This is a genomic window from Cronobacter dublinensis subsp. dublinensis LMG 23823, from assembly GCF_001277235.1.
Classification (GTDB): domain Bacteria; phylum Pseudomonadota; class Gammaproteobacteria; order Enterobacterales; family Enterobacteriaceae; genus Cronobacter; species Cronobacter dublinensis.
Genome location: NZ_CP012266.1, coordinates 2404972 through 2421930, shown reverse-complemented (window position 1 = coordinate 2421930; position 16959 = coordinate 2404972). Strand labels below are relative to the sequence as shown.

Annotated in this window: 19 protein-coding genes; 7 read left to right on the top strand and 12 right to left on the bottom strand. The window is 57.4% G+C overall.

The genetic code is table 11. The features are described from left to right. The first annotated feature begins 11 nt into the window (after positions 1–11). From oppD to AFK67_RS11010, 3 genes are read left to right on the top strand one after another with little or no spacing between them, the layout of a single operon-like run. Positions 12–1028 (top strand): ABC transporter ATP-binding protein, encoded by a 1017-nt coding sequence (gene oppD, locus AFK67_RS11020; RefSeq protein ID WP_007719940.1) that lies wholly within the window; start codon positions 12–14, stop codon positions 1026–1028. Further along, positions 1025–2029 (top strand): murein tripeptide/oligopeptide ABC transporter ATP binding protein OppF, encoded by a 1005-nt coding sequence (oppF, locus tag AFK67_RS11015; protein ID WP_007719941.1) that lies wholly within the window; start codon positions 1025–1027, stop codon positions 2027–2029. The genes oppD and oppF overlap by 4 nt, the downstream gene beginning before the upstream one ends. A 45-nt stretch (positions 2030–2074) precedes the next feature. Beyond that, positions 2075–2911 (top strand): ion transporter, encoded by an 837-nt coding sequence (locus AFK67_RS11010; RefSeq protein WP_007719943.1) that lies wholly within the window; start codon positions 2075–2077, stop codon positions 2909–2911. A gap of 26 nt (positions 2912–2937) precedes the next feature. Here the strand turns inward: AFK67_RS11010 and AFK67_RS11005 are convergent, their stop codons facing one another. Together AFK67_RS11005 and cls are read right to left on the bottom strand one after the other, a co-directional pair. Then, positions 2938–3267, bottom strand: coding sequence for an HI1450 family dsDNA-mimic protein (locus tag AFK67_RS11005; protein WP_007719944.1), 330 nt, complete (start codon positions 3265–3267; stop codon positions 2938–2940). Between the two features lie 34 nt (positions 3268–3301). After that, the gene (cls, locus tag AFK67_RS11000) at positions 3302–4762 is read right to left on the bottom strand and encodes a cardiolipin synthase (RefSeq protein ID WP_007749599.1); all 1461 of its coding nucleotides are present in this window, start codon (positions 4760–4762) and stop codon (positions 3302–3304) included. Between the two features lie 144 nt (positions 4763–4906). Here cls and AFK67_RS21835 point away from each other — a divergent pair, with 144 nt between their 5' ends. Next, the gene (locus AFK67_RS21835) at positions 4907–5080 is read left to right on the top strand and encodes a YciY family protein (protein WP_100207185.1); all 174 of its coding nucleotides are present in this window, start codon (positions 4907–4909) and stop codon (positions 5078–5080) included. 498 nt (positions 5081–5578) lie between these two features. After that, positions 5579–5848 (top strand): hypothetical protein, encoded by a 270-nt coding sequence (locus AFK67_RS10995; RefSeq protein ID WP_007719948.1) that lies wholly within the window; start codon positions 5579–5581, stop codon positions 5846–5848. Positions 5849–5930: 82 nt separating this feature from the next. On the opposite strand, the gene AFK67_RS10990 is transcribed toward AFK67_RS10995, so the two are convergent. Then, positions 5931–6227, bottom strand: coding sequence for a YciI family protein (locus AFK67_RS10990; protein ID WP_007719949.1), 297 nt, complete (start codon positions 6225–6227; stop codon positions 5931–5933). A gap of 213 nt (positions 6228–6440) precedes the next feature. Between AFK67_RS10990 and tonB the strand changes: the two genes are divergently transcribed. Beyond that, the gene (gene tonB, locus AFK67_RS10985) at positions 6441–7181 is read left to right on the top strand and encodes a TonB system transport protein TonB (protein WP_197336853.1); all 741 of its coding nucleotides are present in this window, start codon (positions 6441–6443) and stop codon (positions 7179–7181) included. 52 nt (positions 7182–7233) lie between these two features. Here the strand turns inward: tonB and yciA are convergent, their stop codons facing one another. The 5 genes from yciA to AFK67_RS10960 all read right to left on the bottom strand — a co-directional run bounded on the left by yciA (position 7234) and on the right by AFK67_RS10960 (position 11994). Further along, the gene (yciA, locus tag AFK67_RS10980) at positions 7234–7635 is read right to left on the bottom strand and encodes an acyl-CoA thioester hydrolase YciA (protein WP_007698407.1); all 402 of its coding nucleotides are present in this window, start codon (positions 7633–7635) and stop codon (positions 7234–7236) included. Between the two features lie 172 nt (positions 7636–7807). Beyond that, positions 7808–9997 (bottom strand): TonB-dependent siderophore receptor, encoded by a 2190-nt coding sequence (locus AFK67_RS10975; protein ID WP_007719951.1) that lies wholly within the window; start codon positions 9995–9997, stop codon positions 7808–7810. 233 nt (positions 9998–10230) lie between these two features. Next, positions 10231–10767 carry a septation protein A gene (locus AFK67_RS10970; protein ID WP_007719952.1) on the bottom strand — a complete coding sequence of 179 codons (537 nt, stop codon included), beginning with the start codon at positions 10765–10767 and terminating at the stop codon, positions 10231–10233. A gap of 52 nt (positions 10768–10819) precedes the next feature. Next, complete coding sequence (locus AFK67_RS10965) at positions 10820–11563, bottom strand: YciC family protein (RefSeq protein ID WP_007719953.1); 744 nt, start codon at positions 11561–11563, stop codon at positions 10820–10822. 23 nt (positions 11564–11586) lie between these two features. Next, complete coding sequence (locus AFK67_RS10960) at positions 11587–11994, bottom strand: YkgJ family cysteine cluster protein (RefSeq protein WP_007719954.1); 408 nt, start codon at positions 11992–11994, stop codon at positions 11587–11589. A 281-nt stretch (positions 11995–12275) separates the two neighbouring features. Here AFK67_RS10960 and ompW point away from each other — a divergent pair, with 281 nt between their 5' ends. Next, a complete protein-coding gene (gene ompW / locus AFK67_RS10955; protein WP_007719956.1) occupies positions 12276–12908 on the top strand; it encodes an outer membrane protein OmpW in 633 nt (210 codons plus the stop codon). Between the two features lie 142 nt (positions 12909–13050). On the opposite strand, the gene AFK67_RS23520 is transcribed toward ompW, so the two are convergent. The 4 genes from AFK67_RS23520 to trpCF all read right to left on the bottom strand — a co-directional run bounded on the left by AFK67_RS23520 (position 13051) and on the right by trpCF (position 16956). Further along, positions 13051–13179 carry a hypothetical protein gene (locus tag AFK67_RS23520; RefSeq protein WP_265094091.1) on the bottom strand — a complete coding sequence of 43 codons (129 nt, stop codon included), beginning with the start codon at positions 13177–13179 and terminating at the stop codon, positions 13051–13053. Between the two features lie 404 nt (positions 13180–13583). Next, positions 13584–14393 (bottom strand): tryptophan synthase subunit alpha, encoded by an 810-nt coding sequence (gene trpA / locus AFK67_RS10945; RefSeq protein ID WP_038883486.1) that lies wholly within the window; start codon positions 14391–14393, stop codon positions 13584–13586. Further along, the gene (gene trpB, locus AFK67_RS10940; RefSeq protein ID WP_032967323.1) at positions 14393–15586 is read right to left on the bottom strand and encodes a tryptophan synthase subunit beta; all 1194 of its coding nucleotides are present in this window, start codon (positions 15584–15586) and stop codon (positions 14393–14395) included. The genes trpA and trpB overlap by 1 nt, the downstream gene beginning before the upstream one ends. Positions 15587–15597: 11 nt before the next feature. Further along, complete coding sequence (trpCF, locus tag AFK67_RS10935) at positions 15598–16956, bottom strand: bifunctional indole-3-glycerol-phosphate synthase TrpC/phosphoribosylanthranilate isomerase TrpF (protein ID WP_007723921.1); 1359 nt, start codon at positions 16954–16956, stop codon at positions 15598–15600. Positions 16957–16959: the final 3 nt, after the last annotated feature.

The following is a 16959-nucleotide window of genomic DNA, read 5'->3' as shown; positions in this document are numbered from 1 at the left end:
GGAGTACCGCCATGAGCACCATTGAACTCTCTGCGCCGCAGAGCACTACCGCGGCGTCACAAGCGGCGCTGCTGGACGTTAAAGATCTGCGCGTTACCTTCGAAACGCCTGACGGCGACGTAACTGCGGTTAACGATCTGAATTTCAGCCTGCGCGCCGGTGAGACGCTCGGTATCGTCGGTGAATCCGGCTCCGGCAAATCCCAGACCGCGTTTGCGCTGATGGGCCTGCTCGCCGCCAACGGCCGCATCGGCGGCTCGGCGAAATTCAACGGCCGTGAAATCCTCAACCTGCCGGAGCGCGAGCTTAACCGCCTGCGCGCCGAGCAGATTTCGATGATTTTCCAGGATCCGATGACCTCGCTGAACCCGTATATGCGCGTCGGCGAACAGCTGATGGAAGTGCTGATGCTGCATAAAGGCATGAGCAAAGGCGAAGCGTTCGAAGAGTCGGTCCGCATGTTAGATGCGGTGAAAATGCCGGAAGCGCGCAAGCGCATGCGCATGTATCCGCATGAGTTTTCCGGCGGTATGCGCCAGCGTGTAATGATTGCGATGGCGCTGCTGTGCCGTCCTAAATTGCTCATCGCTGATGAACCGACTACCGCGCTCGACGTAACCGTCCAGGCACAGATCATGACGCTGCTGAACGAGCTTAAACGCGAATTCAACACCGCCATCATTATGATCACCCACGACCTCGGCGTGGTCGCGGGCATCTGTAATAAAGTGCTGGTGATGTATGCGGGCCGTACCATGGAATATGGCGCCGCGCGCGACGTGTTCTACGATCCGGCGCACCCGTATTCTATCGGTCTGCTGAACGCCGTACCGCGCCTTGACGCCGAAGGAGAGTCGCTGCTCACCATTCCTGGCAACCCGCCGAACCTGCTGCGTCTGCCGAAAGGCTGTCCGTTCCAGCCGCGCTGCCCGCACGCGATGGAGATTTGCAGCACGGCGCCGCCGCTTGAGGAGTTCGCTCCTGGCCGCCTGCGCGCCTGCTTTAAACCGGTGGAGGAACTGAAATGAGCACCGTAGCTGAAGACAGAAAAGTGCTGCTCGAAGTGGCCGATCTCAAGGTGCATTTCGACATCAAAGACGGCAAACAGTGGTTCTGGCAGCCGTCCAAAACGTTAAAAGCGGTTGATGGCGTTACGCTGCGCCTGTACGAAGGGGAAACCCTCGGCGTGGTGGGCGAGTCCGGCTGCGGCAAATCCACCTTTGCGCGCGCCATCATCGGTCTGGTGAAAGCCACCAGCGGCCGCGTCGCGTGGCTCGGCAAAGATCTGATGGGCATGAAGCAGGAAGAGTGGCGCGATGTGCGCAGCGACATTCAGATGATTTTCCAGGATCCGCTGGCCTCACTGAATCCGCGCATGACCATTGGCGATATCATCGCCGAACCCCTGCGGACGTATCATCCGAAAATGCCGCGCCAGGAAGTGCGTGACCGCGTCAAAGCGATGATGATGAAAGTGGGGCTGCTGCCAAACCTGGTTAACCGCTATCCGCATGAGTTCTCCGGCGGCCAATGCCAGCGTATCGGTATCGCCCGCGCGCTTATTCTTGAGCCGAAGCTTATCATCTGCGATGAGCCGGTTTCCGCGCTCGACGTGTCTATTCAGGCTCAGGTGGTGAACCTGCTGCAAAAACTGCAGCGCGAGATGGGGCTGTCGCTTATTTTCATCGCCCACGATCTGGCGGTAGTGAAGCACATCTCCGATCGCGTACTGGTGATGTATCTGGGTCATGCGGTGGAGCTTGGCACCTATGATGAGGTTTATCATAACCCGCTGCACCCTTACACCCGCGCGCTGATGTCGGCGGTTCCTATCCCGGACCCGGATCTCGAAAAGAACAAGAAGATCCAGCTGCTGGAAGGCGAGCTGCCGTCGCCCATCAATCCGCCGTCAGGCTGTGTGTTCCGCACCCGCTGCCCGATGGCGGGCCCGGAATGCGCCCAGACGCGCCCGGTGCTGGAAGGCAGTTTCCGCCATGCGGTTTCCTGCCTGAAGGTGGACCCGTTATAATCGCAAGGGCTGGCAGGTGCCAGCCCTTTTTTCTGCGAGGACAACGTGTCAGGGATAACAGAGTTTCGTCAACGCGCTTACCATTTCCTTTTCGATCAACGCACGCGTAGCGGCCGACGCTTTGAGGCGCTCTGCGGCCTGTTCGCGCTGTTCAGCGTCATCGTCGTTTTTATCGAATCTGGCATCGGCACCCAGTATCACCTTACCTACGAGGAATGGCATATTTTCGTCTGGCTGGAGATGGGCATTACGTTCGTCTTTACGCTGGAATATCTGCTGCGCCTCGCCGTCTGGCCTAATCCGGCGCGCTACGCGCTGAGCTTCTGGGGCATTATCGATCTGGCGACGGTGTTGCCGCTCTATGTGCTGTGGCTCTGGCCTGAACTCGGCATGAACTATCTGTTCATCTGGCGGACGCTGCGCGCGGTGCGCGTACTGCGTATTCTCAAGCTGTTGCGGATGATGTCGTCTGCAAGCATTCTCTGGCAGGCCATCGTTAACGCCCGTCACCAGCTCATCGTCTTTTATGCGTTTATTTCCATCGTCATGATCATCGCTGGCGCACTGATGTATGGCATTGAAGGCGCTTCCAGCGGCTTTACTACGCTCGGCACGTCGGTTTACTGGGCCGTGGTGACGGTAACGACGGTCGGGTATGGCGATATCACGCCGCATACGGCGGGCGGTCGCGCGGTGGCGTCGCTGTTAATACTTATCGGCTATTCGGTGATTGCGATCCCGACCGGCATAATTACCGCGCAGATGACCAGCGCGCTTGCGGAGCGCAACGCGGCGCGACGCTGTCCGTCATGCGGGAGCGCGCATGACGCGCAGGCGAAATATTGTCAGGCGTGTGGGACGAAAATCGCGGGTGAGAACTAGCGCGGCGAAGGCCGCGCCGCGGGCGTTTATTCACGCCACAGGATGTGGCACAGCTTGTGATCTTTTTCGCGGCACAGCAGCACGCGGGCGAACACGTCGGTGATCTCTTCACCGTCTTCCTCGGCAAGGCCGATGACCACTTCGGAGAAGAAATCCGGGTTTAAATCGTAATCGACGTGTTGCAGCCACTCTTCAGACGGGTCGAACAGCTCCGCGCCGCCGCGCTCTTCAAACTGTAAATTAAACAGAATGATATCCGCCGGGTCGAGATTGTCCGGCGCCAGCTCCAGAAAAATGTCATAGGCCTGGTCGAGTGTTTCATCTTCCGTCAGGCGGTTATTCAGATCCATTTCCATCGTGACTACCCCAGTAAGTGATGTTGGGCACGTTTTACAGCAACGGGCTGAAGAAGTAAAACAGTCGCTCCACCACGCGGTGCCAGAACGGTCGTTTCACCCAAAGGCGCGCATCCAGCAGGCGCGAGCGGGAGATATAGTCATCCTGCACCTCGGCCAGATCGGCGCCGAATCCGGCGTCGTCGATAACCAGCGTAATTTCAAAGTTAAGCCACAGGCTGCGCATATCCAGATTGACGGTGCCGACCAGGCTCAGCTCGCCGTCCACCAGCACGCTTTTGGTATGCAGCAGGCCGCCCTCGAACTGGTAAATTTTCACGCCCGCCGCCAGCAGCTCGCTGAAGAAGGCACGGCTTGCCCAGCCTACCAGCAGAGAGTCGTTTTTACGCGGCAGAATAATGCTTACATCGACGCCTCGCTGCGCCGCCGTACAGATGGCGTGGAGCAGATCGTCGCTCGGCACGAAGTAGGGCGTGGTCATAATCAAATATTCACGCGCCGCATACACCGAGGTTAACAGCGCCTGGTGAATCAGATCTTCCGGGAAACCAGGACCCGAGGCGATAGTATGAATAGTGTGTCCGCTCGCCTGTTCAAACGGCATGATATTGGCATCCGGCGCGGGCGGCAGCAGCCGTTTGCCGGTTTCAATCTCCCAGTCACAGGAGTACACAATACCCATCGCGGTGGCGACCGGGCCTTCCATGCGCGCCATCAGATCCACCCACTGACCAACGCCCGCGTCCTGTTTGAAATAGCGCGGGTCGACCATATTCATACTGCCGGTGTAGGCAATATAGTTGTCGATCATGATCATTTTGCGGTGCTGACGCAGGTCCATGCGGCGTAGGAACACACGCATCAGGTTAACTTTCAGCGCCTCCACCACTTCGATACCCGCATTGCGCATCATGCCCGCCCAGGGGCTGCGGAAAAAGGCGACGCTGCCTGCGGAGTCGAGCATCAGACGACAGTGCACGCCGCGTCGGGCAGCGGCCATCAGCGATTCCGCCACCTGGTCCGCCATGCCGCCGGGCTGCCAGATATAAAAGACCATTTCGATATTATGACGCGCAAGCTGAATATCGCGGATCAGCGCCTGCATCACATCATCGGAGGTGGTGAGCAGTTGCAGCTGATTACCCTTGACGCCCGCAATACCCTGGCGGCGTTCGCACAGCTGAAACAGCGCGCTCGCCACCGCGCTGTTTTCTTCGGCAAAAATATGTTTGCAGGCTTTCAGATCGCTCAGCCATTTGGCGGTGGAGGGCCACATGGCGCGGGCGCGCTCGGCGCGACGCTTGCCAAGATGCAGCTCTCCAACGGAGAGATACGCGATAATCCCTACCAGCGGGAGAATATAAATGACCAGCAGCCAGGCCATGGCAGAGGGCACGGCGCGGCGTTTCATCAGAATACGCAGCGTCACGCCTGCGATAAGCAACCAGTATCCCAGAATGACCAGCCAACTCACGACCGTGTAGAAGGTTGTCATAGATTAAAAATCCTTTAAAAAGCGTATCGTTAAGAGTGTACGCACAACCCTGTCGCGCTCCAATAAGAACCTGCCAGAAAAGCGCTGGCCTGCGGGCGGGAAGGGGCTATAATGACGCTTCTGTTTCAGTCAAGAGTATCAGAAATGAGGCGTAGTAGAACCGAAGTTGGGCGCTGGCGCATGCAGCGACAGTCTCAACGACGTAAAGCTCGCTGGCTGGAAGCACAATCCCGACGCAATATGCGAATTCACGCTATCAGAAAATGTCTTGTGAATCGTCAGCGCAATTCGTTGCTGTTTGCCATCCACGATCGCTAAACGTAGTGCAAGGGCACCGCCTGCGGTGCCCCCCGACTATCTTCCCGACTCACTTCCGCTTTCGCCATTTCCCGCCGCGCTAATTGCGCGAATCATGTCTTGTGTTTGCACCTTTAATCGGGCGCAATTTGAGATAAATTCCGTCTGGTGACTTCTCGCGTCGCGCTAATGGATTTAAATAAAATTAGGAATATTCTGGTTTAAAAAGTCGCCACTGGAAACGTTTCTATTTTTAATATTTCCAAAATGAGAATATGCTGAATGCTTTAATAAAATTACCTTAAAATCAAAGGCTTGCTATTGATTTTGAAACTTAACGTAAATTCACAATTTGTAATATATGCTGTATTCCCGCCGGTGATAATTGCTGCAATGTAAAATGAAGCATTTTTAATGTTATTTCCGGCGATTGTTTCTGGTCAGGCCAGGTTAGATTAATGTCATCGACAGCGACTTTTCCTGCAACTGCAAATTTCATCCGTAACTGATGGAGCGTTTATGACCAAGCAAGAGGAATTTCTGACAGAAATCCACAAATTTTTGTTACGCAAAGGAGCCTGCGGCGCACGTCCCAGAACTTTCGAAGACAGAACGTTAACCAGCGGCATTTTCGGTTTTGCGAAAGAAGCCGTCACTGCCAGCCAGCGCTTGCCTGAGAGTGTCTCCGCCTGCGAAGCGGCCCGTCAGTTTGTGACGTCGCACAAGTGTCATGCCGCCAGAAATAACGCGCCTGCCACTATGTTGCGCCTGGTCGCCGGCGGCAAATAACACCTGCCAGGCAAAACAAGCGCAAAAAAAGGGCATAACGTCAGTTAATGCCCTCAGGGTTCGCGCAGCCTGCTGGCTGCGGTCAGAATACTTTTTTGTAAGGCTTCACGGACACGGTTTTGTAGACGCCCGCCGCGATATACGGATCGGCTTCAGCCCATGCCTGAGCCGCTTCGAGCGACGCGAACTGCGCAATCACCGTTGAGCCGGTAAAACCCGCCGCACCCGGATCGTTGCTGTCTACCGCAGGCATTGGCCCTGCGGTCAGCAGACGCCCCTCATCATGCAACAGCTGCAAGCGAGCCAGATGCGCAGGGCGCACCGACTGGCGCTTTTCCAGAGAATCAGCCACATCTTCCGCATAGATTACATAAAGCACGCCACACTCCTTTTATGAAACGGCAAGGTGAATAACGGTAGGTGAAAGCCGCAGAGTCTGCAACGTAAAGATAAATGCGCTGTTAAATCCTTAACATCTGTGCGGGAAAATTCGCCAGTCTGGCGAACAAATGCGGGGGAAGCGGGCTGAGTTGTTGAATATGATTGCTATTTGCATTTAAAATTGAGCTCTCATTTATTCAGTGAAACGACTATGACTTCAATGACCCTCGATATGCCTCGCCGTTTTCCGTGGCCGACGCTGCTTTCCGTCGCGATCCACGGTGCCATTGTGGCGGCGGCCGTGCTTTATACTTCGGTAAATCAGGTTGTTGAAATGCCGGCGCCTTCGCAGCCGATTTCGGTAACGATGGTCGCGCCCGAAGCGCTTGAGCCGCCGAAGCCGGTGGTCGCGCCGCCGCCCGAGCCTGTCGCCGAACCTGAGCCGGAGCCAGAAATCGTACCGGAGCCGCCAAAGGAGGCGCCAGTCGTCATCGAAAAACCTAAGCCGAAACCGAAGCCGAAACCCAAACCTAAGCCGGTGAAAAAGGTCGAGGAGCAGCCGAAGCGGGAAGTAAAACCGGCCGAGCCGCGTCCGGCGTCACCGTTTGAAAATAACACCCCGACGCGTACCACGACCGCTGCATCGCGCCCGGCACCAGCGGCACCGGCGAATATCGCCCCGGCAGGCCCGCGCGCGTTAAGCCGCAACCAGCCGCAGTATCCGGCACGCGCCTATGCGCTACGCATGGAAGGGCAGGTGCGGGTGAAATTTGACGTCGCGGCGGACGGCAGCGTCGAAAACGTGCAGATCCTCTCCGCGAAACCCGCCAATATGTTCGAGCGTGAGGTAAAACAGGCGATGCGCAAATGGCGCTACGAGGCCGGAAAACCCGGCACAGGACTGATAGTGAATATTGTGTTCCGCATTAATGGCGGAGCCACCATGCAATAACGTCCCGCCAGTCAGAAAAGCCAGAGCATCGTCTCTGGCTTTTTTTATCGCCTTACGCCACGGGTGGCAGGGGGCGCGGTTTACCGTCGTCATCCACTGCGACATAAATAAACAGCGCCTCGGTGGCGCGATAGCGCTGGCCCAGCGGCTCGGAGGAGACTTTCTTCACCCAGACTTCAATATTAATGGTCACGGAGGTGTTGCCGCGCTTCACGCAGCGGGCGTAACAGCACACCACATCGCCGACCGCCACCGGGCGCAGGAATGTCATGCCGTCCACGCGCACCGTCACCACGCGCCCGTGCGCAATTTCTTTGGCAAGAATTGCGCCGCCAATATCCATCTGCGCCATCAGCCAGCCGCCAAAAATATCGCCGTTGGCATTGGTATCAGCGGGCATGGCCAGGGTACGTAAAACCAGTTCACCTTGTGGGGTGGTTTGCTCTGTCGTCATGGGGCTTCTCTGTTGTCGTTATCCGGTTGCCGGTCCGCGCGCAGGCAGGGCCGAAGGGCGCGGAGCGACCGTATCATAACACTGGCAGCGACAGGGTGAAGGCAGGAAAAGCAGGCGAGAACAGACGTTATTTCAGAAGAGAAAAAGGGGAGGCGCGCCTCCCCGTCAGGGATCAGAAGGACATCGTGACGCCGGCGTAGTATGCCCGGCCCGGTTCGTTGTACGTCGATGCGCCTTCATTTTCGCGATACAGCGTTTTGTCGAACAGGTTGCTGACGCCGCCATTCAGACGCAGATTTTTGGTCAGCGCATAGTTCATGCCCACGCCGACCACAGAGTAGGCCCCCACTTCCTTATGCGAAAGATTGCCGCCATCCTCAAGGCGAATTTCGGCGGCCTGGCGCGGCTTCTGGCGGCCATAGAATGTCCAGTTCAGGTTGGTGGAGAGCTTGTCGTTCACCTGCCAGTCGAGCATCGTATTAACGGTATATTTCGGGATAACCGACAGCGGATTGCCGTTCTTTTTGGTTTCCGATTTGATCATATACGTGGCATTGGTGCGCCAGTTCAGGGTGTCTTTCACTACCGGAAGGGTCAGGTTGCCTTCGAGGCCTTCCACCACCGCTTTACCGCCGTTTTCCCAGCGCAGAATATTGTTGCCGTTAGAGGCGTAGCCAATCACCTTGTCGCCAGAGACGATTTTGTTCTGGTAGTCGTTACGGAACCAGGTAACGCCCGCATCAAATCCCTCGTGGGTATACTCCAGGCCAATCTCTTTGTTGATACTGATTTCCGGCTTCAGGTCTTCATTGCCCAGCAGATAGCAACTGCCGCTCACGCCAATCGGGCAGCCGTTGCCGCGCGTGGAGAGCAGGTAGCCTTTACTCGACTGATAAAGGTTCGGCGCTTTAAAGGCGCGCGCGATACCGGCTTTCAGCTTGACGTTGTCGCCGAGCTCCTGTGAGAGGTTCAGGCTCGGACTCCAGTTGCCGCCGAACTGGTTGTGGTGGTCGTAACGAAGACCGGGGATCACGACGGTGCCAGGCAGCACGTCGATATTGTCTTCGACATACACAGCGGCGGTCGTGGCGCTGTTTTTACTGCTGCGCGAGGATGCCTCGCCGGACACGTCGCCAATGGTGGTGTTATCGACGTTGGTCGCCTGCATGGATGCCGGATCGTTGAGCGCTTCGCGATCCCACTCGACGCCAAGCGTCATGGTCTGGTCCACCAGCAGCGTCAGCGGCGCGTTAATTTCGCTGCTGGCGCGGTAGTTTTCGAGTCGGCTGGTGCTGTATTTCTCGTCGGTGATCATGCCTTCGACGCGGCCCGTCGTTCCTTCCTGAAGACGCGTATTATTGGTTTTTTCGTAATAGAAGCCGGTCTTCGACTGTCCCCAGTCCCAGATGCCATTATGGGTAATACCGTAGCTCTGGCGATACATCCGGTTGGTTTCGTGGCCGTAGAGCGAGGGGACAAGCCCGTTGGGGCTGGCGTTGCTGTTGCTGTTTTGCGTGTCGCCCGCGTAGATGTTGCCCTGACGGCTGTAGCCATATTCGACATCCAGGATCTGTTCTGGCGTGAGTTTCCAGGATATTACGCTGTTGATATCTTTATTGCGCACCCCTTCGCGCCCGGCGGCGTAAGAGCCATTCTGCGCGGTGTTGATGTCGTCATCGTCAGCGTCGGTTTTGTTGAGGTTACCGTAGAGGCGCATGGTCAGCGCGTCGCCGGCCAGCGGGCCGCTCAGGCTGAAGTTAGCGCGTCGGGTGGCGCCTTCTTTGTCGTTTTCCGGCTGGTTGGTAAACAGCGACAGCGAGCCGTGCCAGTCGTTGGTCGGGCGTTTGGTGATGATATTCACTACGCCGCCTGCCGCACCGCTGCCGTAACGCGCCGCCGCAGGGCCGCGCAGCACTTCGATGCGCTCGACCATCTCGGCAGGCACCCAGTTGGTGTCGCCGCGCGTGTCGCGCTCGCCGCGCCAGCTGTAACGCACGGCATTGCGGGAGCTCACCGGGACGCCATCCACCAGGATTAAGGTGTTTTCCGGGCCCATGCCGCGAATATCGATCTGGCGATTGTTGCCGCGGCTGCCGCTGGCGCTATTGCCGGTCAGGTTCACGCCGGGCATTTTGCGAATAATGTCTGAAAGATCGTTGACCGGCGGGTCTTTCTCAATGTCATCCGCCGTGATGATGGAGACGCCGGGCTGCTGCCTGAGTGCCTGTTCCGCCGTGGCCTGAACGACCATTACATCGCCATCGTCCATCTCCGTCGCCTGCGCGGCATAAGCGCTGCCTCCGAGCAGGGAGGCTATGGCCAGCGCCAGAGGCGTGCGAATGTCATGCTTTTTTTCAAACATTATCAATTATTCCATTTTGTGTAGAAATGTAATCATCCACCCGCATGATAATGATAATAATTATCATTACAATATAAAAAGTGGATTCTCCACAATTTCTCCACAATTGCCTCATGATTGCGCATGTGGCTGTAATGGCTTGTAAAATCTGGGGGATAGTGAGAGGTTCACGCATAAAAAAACGCCCCGGGCGCTAACCGCGGGGCGTTCGTTTTTAACAGAATGACAGGAACTTATTTTTCTTCCTGCGGCATATGGCGGTAGATGTAAACGCCGCTCAACAGGGTAAAGACCAGCGTCAGGCCGGGGATGCCGAACACTTTGAAATTCATCCAGACCGCTTCCGGCAGCCAGAACGCGACATAAATATTCAGCAGGCCGCAGAAGATAAAAAACACCGCCCAGGCGAGATTAAGACGCGTCCACGCCTGCGCGGGCAGGGTTATCTCTTTGCCCAGCATGCTCTGGATCAGCGGCTTTTTCATCACCCACTGGCCAATCAGCAGCGCGCCTGCGAACAGGGCGTAAATAATGGTCACTTTCCACTTAATAAATTCCGCGTTGTGGAAATAGATAGTCAGCCCGCCGAAGACCGCGACCAGCACAAAGGTCACCAGGGTCATTTTTTCGACCTTGCGGTATTTATACCAGCTGTAGATGACCGTCAGCGCGGTGGCGACGATCAGCGCGCCGGTCGCCCAGAAAATGTCATGCAATTTATAGAAAGCAAAAAAGACAATCAGCGGCAAAAAATCGAGTAACTGCTTCATACATCGGTTCCATCAAGAGGCCCGCTCACGACGACCGCACGCGGGCAAAGGGTTATTCCCGGATAAGCATATATAACCGGAATAAATAAATGAGGAGTAGTGCCGTCAGCAGGTTGCTGAGGATGCCCGCGACGACCGCGCCGATTTGCGGCGTCAGCGCGGCAAAGGCGGGGGCGAACAGCAGCAGGGCGGTGCGGGCCAGCAACCATAGCAGCACGGCAGGCGCCACCAGCCGCATATTCTGCCACGCGAGACGCATACTGTTGCGCATCGCGCCGAAAATACCGGCTTTGTCCTGCGCCATCATCACCGGCGCCAGCGACAGTAAAATCGCAAGGACAACGCCTGGCACGACGACCAGCAAAATACCCATCTGCACCAGAAATGTGGTCAGGAAGATAAGGATAAACAGGCGCGGCAGCAGCGGCGCGGCGGCGCCAATCGCGCGCAGCGCGCTGACGTTCTGCCCGGCGGAGACCGCCTGGATAAGCAGCAGCACGCCGCCCACCAGTAACGTATTGCCGAACATGCCGGAAAACGTCGAGGCCGCCGAGGCTTTCAGCAACACCTGCTGCTGTTCCGGCGTCATGTTCTGCACCAGCTCGAACAGGCTCGCGCTGCCGCGCAGCGCATCGCCTTCGTTCAGTATCGCCAGTTGCCCGGCATCCGGCGTAAAGGCGTGGCCGAGGATCATTGAGATAAAGGCGCAAAGCAGCGCAATCAGCAGGATGGTTACCAGCTGATTGCGAAAAAAATTACCCGTGTCACGGTAAACGGATTTTGCCGTGATAGACATGCACTCTCCTTGGGTTGGCAGAATTATTCCGCCGGCAATTGTACCCTGGATGATGGCGCAGTGGCAGCGCTGTAAAGGGGCGCTACAGGTAAGGAATTGTCAGGAAGCGGCGGCAGGCCATAGCGCGCGCGGGCGCGATTGCACGCCTCATTCACTACGCCGCCTTCGCCGGACATGGCGAATTCGCGACACGGCGAGGGCCGGTTTTCATACACCGTACAGCGCACCGCCTCGCCAGGCGTGCCTTGCAGCGCCACGCAGCGGCTCTGCTTCTGATTGGTGCCGCTCATGCAGCGCAGAAAAGGGGTAAGCGGCTCGGTGAGATGAGCCGGGACAGGGCCGCCGGCGTCATCCGCCTCGGCCCAGTAGAAAGAGACACGAAAATAAGCACAACAGGCACCGCACGTCATGCACGGGTTGAGATCGCTCATCATTCACCTGCAACTAAACAACGCATCGTTTCAATATTGTGAAGAGATTAAATTATTCCCCGCCGTGACGACTTTCAAGGGGGAAAAGGGGAATATTTTTGCTGTGCTGAAAGGCAAAAATTGACCTGAAATCAAATTCATCGAATCAGCAAGGTGCGCGGAAATTAATTCAGATCAATGAATGTTAAATTAGCGGCCCGAATGTGATCTGTGTTGGATCACTTCCTAACTCGTAGTGAGTATATTCACCCGGCAAATAAAACCTCAGAAGGGAAACGGGAATGAAAAAACTTATCGTGGCGATGGCGGTAGCGGGTTGTTTTTCGGGTATGGCTTCTGCGCATGAAGCAGGGGATTTCTTTATGCGCGCCGGTACGGCGACAGTGCGCCCGTCCGAGGGCTCAGACAACGTGCTGGGTATGGGCGGCTTTAATGTCAGTAATAACACCCAGCTTGGTTTGACGTTTACCTACATGGCGACGGAGAACATTGGCGTTGAACTGCTGGCGGCGACGCCGTTCCGCCACAAAGTGGGTCTTGGGGCGACTGGCGATCTGGCGACCGTTCATCAACTGCCGCCAACTTTAATGGCGCAGTGGTATTTCGGCGATTCGCAAAGCAAGGTGCGTCCGTATATTGGCGCAGGTATCAACTACACCACATTCTTTGACGAAGATTTTAACGATACCGGCAAAAAGAGCGGCCTGAGCGATCTGAGCGTTGACGACTCCTGGGGCGCGGCCGGTCAGGTCGGTCTCGATTACATGGTGAACAAAGACTGGATGATTAACATGTCCGTCTGGTACATGGATATCGACACCACCGTCAAATTCAAAGCGAACGGCCAGCAGCAGAGTATCGATACCCGCATCGACCCGTGGGTGTTTATGTTCTCGGCGGGTTACCGCTTCTGAGGCAGCGCGCGGTCTTTGTTGCGCGACTTCGCCCATAAAAAAACCAACCTCAGCGGGTTGGTTTTTTTATGACTTGAGGGTGAATCGGTTAACTGGCCTGTCGCGGGTCGCCGTTTTCTGCATTGTCGGCGTCTGCGACCTCTCAGTGAAAGGCGCTGGAGGCCGCCTGGCGCATAATGCGGTTGGCTTCATCCCATTTGCGGGCGTTTCGTTTGGTTAACGCTTCACGTGCTGCACGGCGAGCTTTATTCATCATATGCTGGTTAATCATCTTCACCTCCACCCTTTCCCGTAATCCAGCCAGACGGTTCCGGCTGCGATTGCGCGTTACGTTTTCACGCGGTTTATGGTCTGAAGTCAGTTGCCACGCTTTCCGCCGGTCATCCTGCCGGGGCGGCGTCTGTGCCGTCATGGGTGGCTCCAACAACGCTCTGGTCACCGAAACCTGCCGTCTCCTTTGCGGCGGGCGGGCAAACATGCTGCGTTTGCTGCCGGGCTTCGTTGTCATGAGAATAAGTTTTGGTCAGGAATGCGACGTCTGCCTTAAGATTTTGCTCAAAATCCGACGGTATCGCTGGACGCGCATAAAAAAATGTGAATGAAAGGCGGGATGTCCCTGATATTCAGGGAAAATAAAAAGCGCGATCGCTCGCGCTTTTTTCAAAGAAAAAATCGTTATGCAGGCAATGTGCCCGCTTTCAGTTCACGCACAAACGTCGTCAGCGCGGCCAGCATCGCGGCGCGATCGTTAAGGTTGTTCTCAATGATCCTGACGATCGCCGAGCCGGAAATCGCGCCTGCGGCGCCGGCCTCGATGGCGGCTTTTACCTGCGCAGGTTCGGAGATACCAAAACCCTGCAGGGGCGGCGCGGCATGGTATTCGGTCAGTTTGTCAATCAGATGGTTTAGCGGCAGCGCGGCGCGGTTTTCCGCCCCCGTTACCCCGGCGCGCGAGAGTAAATAAGTGTAGCCGCGGCCATACGAGGCAATCTGGCGCAGCAGATCGTCATCGGCATTAGGCGGGCAGATGAAAATCGGCGCGACGTTGTGGCGCATCGCGGCCTGGCGGAACGGTGCGGACTCCTCGACAGGCACGTCGGCCACCAGCACCGAATCGACGCCCACCGCCGCGCAGCGGGCGTAGAACTCGTCCACGCCGCGGCTGAAAACCAGGTTAGCGTACATCAAAAGCCCGATGGGCAGATCCGGGTATTTCTGGCGAATAGCGCCCAGCATTTCGAAGCACTGATCGGGCGTGGTGCCAGAGGCGAAGGCGCGCAGCGTCGCGCTCTGGATAGTCGGGCCGTCCGCCAGGGGATCGGAGAACGGAATGCCGAGCTCCAGCGCGTCGGCGCCGCCTTCCACCAGCGCGTCAATGATCTGCAGCGACCATTCAGGCGACGGGTCGCCCAGCGTTACAAAGGGAACAAATGCGCCTTCCTTACGGGCTGTCAGGCGGTCAAACAGCTGCTGATAACGCTCCATTACATTTCCCCTCGTGCTTTGAAAATATCGTGAACGGTGAAGATATCTTTATCGCCGCGCCCGGAGAGATTGACGACCAGCAACTGCTCTTTTTCCGGGTCAGCGCGCATCATTTTCAGCGCATGGGCGAGGGCGTGTGACGACTCCAGCGCCGGAATAATCCCTTCCTGACGGCACAGCGTCTTGAACGCCTCCAGCGCCTCGTCATCGGTAATAGACACATATTCCGCGCGACCGGTGCTGTTCAGGTACGCATGCTGCGGCCCGACGGACGGGAAATCGAGACCGGCGGAAATCGAGTACGACTCTTCAATCTGGCCGTCGTCGGTTTGCATCATTGGCGCTTTCATGCCGAAGTAGATCCCAACACGCCCGTGTTTGAGCGGCGCGCCGTGCTCGCCGGTTTCGATACCGTGCCCGGCAGGCTCAACGCCAATCAGGCCGACGCGGGGCTCGTTAATAAAGTCGGCGAACATGCCGATGGCATTGGAGCCGCCACCGACGCAGGCGATCACGGCATCCGGCAGACGACCTTCTTTTTCCATGATCTGTTCGCGCGTCTCTTCGCCAATCATGCGCTGGAATTCACGCACGATGGTCGGGAACGGGTGCGGGCCTGCGGCCGTGCCGAGCATATAGTGAGCGCGGTCATAGCTGCCGGACCAGTCGCGCAGCGCCTCGTTGCAGGCGTCTTTCAGCGTCGCGGAGCCGCTGTAGACCGGGATCACTTCCGCGCCCATCAGCTTCATGCGAAACACGTTCGGCGACTGGCGCTCGACATCTTTCGCGCCCATATAGATGCGGCATTTCAGGCCGAGCAGGGCGCTTGCGAGCGCCGAAGCTACGCCATGCTGGCCTGCGCCGGTCTCGGCGATGATTTCAGTTTTGCCCATGCGTTTGGCCAGCAGCGCCTGGCCCAGCACCTGGTTGGTTTTATGCGCGCCGCCGTGCAGCAGATCTTCACGCTTGAGGTACAGCGTGGTGCGGGTGCCTTCGGTGAGGTTCTGACATTTGGTCAGCGCCGTCGGGCGACCAGCGTAGTTTTTCAGCAAGTCGGTAAATTGCGCCTGAAATTCCGCGTCGCTCTGGGCGCTGACGAACGCCTCTTCCAGCTGGCGCAGCGCGGGCATCAGGATCTGCGGCACATACATGCCGCCGAATTCGCCAAAATAAGGGTTTAACAGTGTGCTCATCATCTTCTTCCTTAGTAAGCCCGCAGGGTTCTGAATATCGCCGCCAGTTTGTCGCTGTCTTTAATGCCCGGCGCGCTCTCCACCCCGGAGTTAAAATCGAGTCCTGCGCAGCCGAGCTGTGCGGCCTGTACGCAGTTATCCGCACCAAGCCCGCCCGCCAGCATGACGTCATTAAGCGACTGTCCTTCGAGCAGCGACCAGTCGAACTGGACGCCGCTGCCGCCCTGGCCGTTATCCAGCACGTAACGGTCGACATACTGCAGATTACGCGCCGGGAGCGCGTGGCTGACGCTCTGCGCTTTCCAGATAGCGGTCGTTGCCGGGAGGCTCGCGCGCAGCGCGCTGATATAGGTCTGATCTTCATCGCCGTGCAGTTGAACGGCGCTGAGCGCCAACTGCTGCGCCTTCGCGGCGATGTCATCCAGCGGCGCGTCGCGGAACACGCCGACATAGCGCAGCGGGGCGGCGTCAATCACCGCGCGGGCCTGTTCATCGGTTACGGCGCGCGGGGACGACGGCACAAAAATCAGCCCGCCGAGGACCGCGCCCGCCTCCCAGGCGCTCTGCGCGTCCTGCGGGCGGGTCAGCCCGCAGACTTTGTTTTCGCCAAGCAGCACCTGACGCACGGCGGTTTCTAAATCGTCATGCTCCATCAGCGCCGACCCAATCAGAAACCCGTTGGCGAAACGGCTCAGCTCGCGCACCTGGCCGTAAGTATGGATGCCGGATTCGCTAATCACCGTTACGCCGTGGCCTAAACGCGGCGCCAGTTCGCGGGTGCGGTTAAGATCGATGGAGAGATCGCGCAGGTCGCGGTTGTTGATGCCGACTACTTTCGCCTCAAGGCGAATGGCGCGCTCCAGTTCCTCTTCATTACTGACTTCGGTCAGTACGCCCATGCTCAGGCTGTGGGCCACCGCTGCGAGCTGGCGATACTGGTCGTCGTCCAGCACCGAGAGCATCAGCAGGCAGGCATCGGCCTGGTAAAAGCGCGCCAGATAAATCTGGTACGGGTCGATAATAAAATCTTTGCACAGCACCGGCTGGTGGGCGATAGCGCTGACGATGGGCAGAAACTCAACGCTGCCCTGGAAATATTTCTCGTCGGTCAGTACGGAAATCACTGACGCGTGATGCTTATAGACGGCCGCGATGCGCGCCGGGTCGAAGTCTTCGCGGATCACGCCTTTGGACGGTGAGGCTTTTTTGCACTCCAGGATAAACGCGGTACGGGCACCCTGCAGCGCGTCATAAAAGCGGCGCGCGCTCGGCACTATCTCATTCTGAAAGCTCGCCAGCGGCTGCTGTGCCTTACGGGCCTCCACCCAGAGCGCTTTATCCGCGACGATTTTCGCTAAAACGGTTTCCATCTC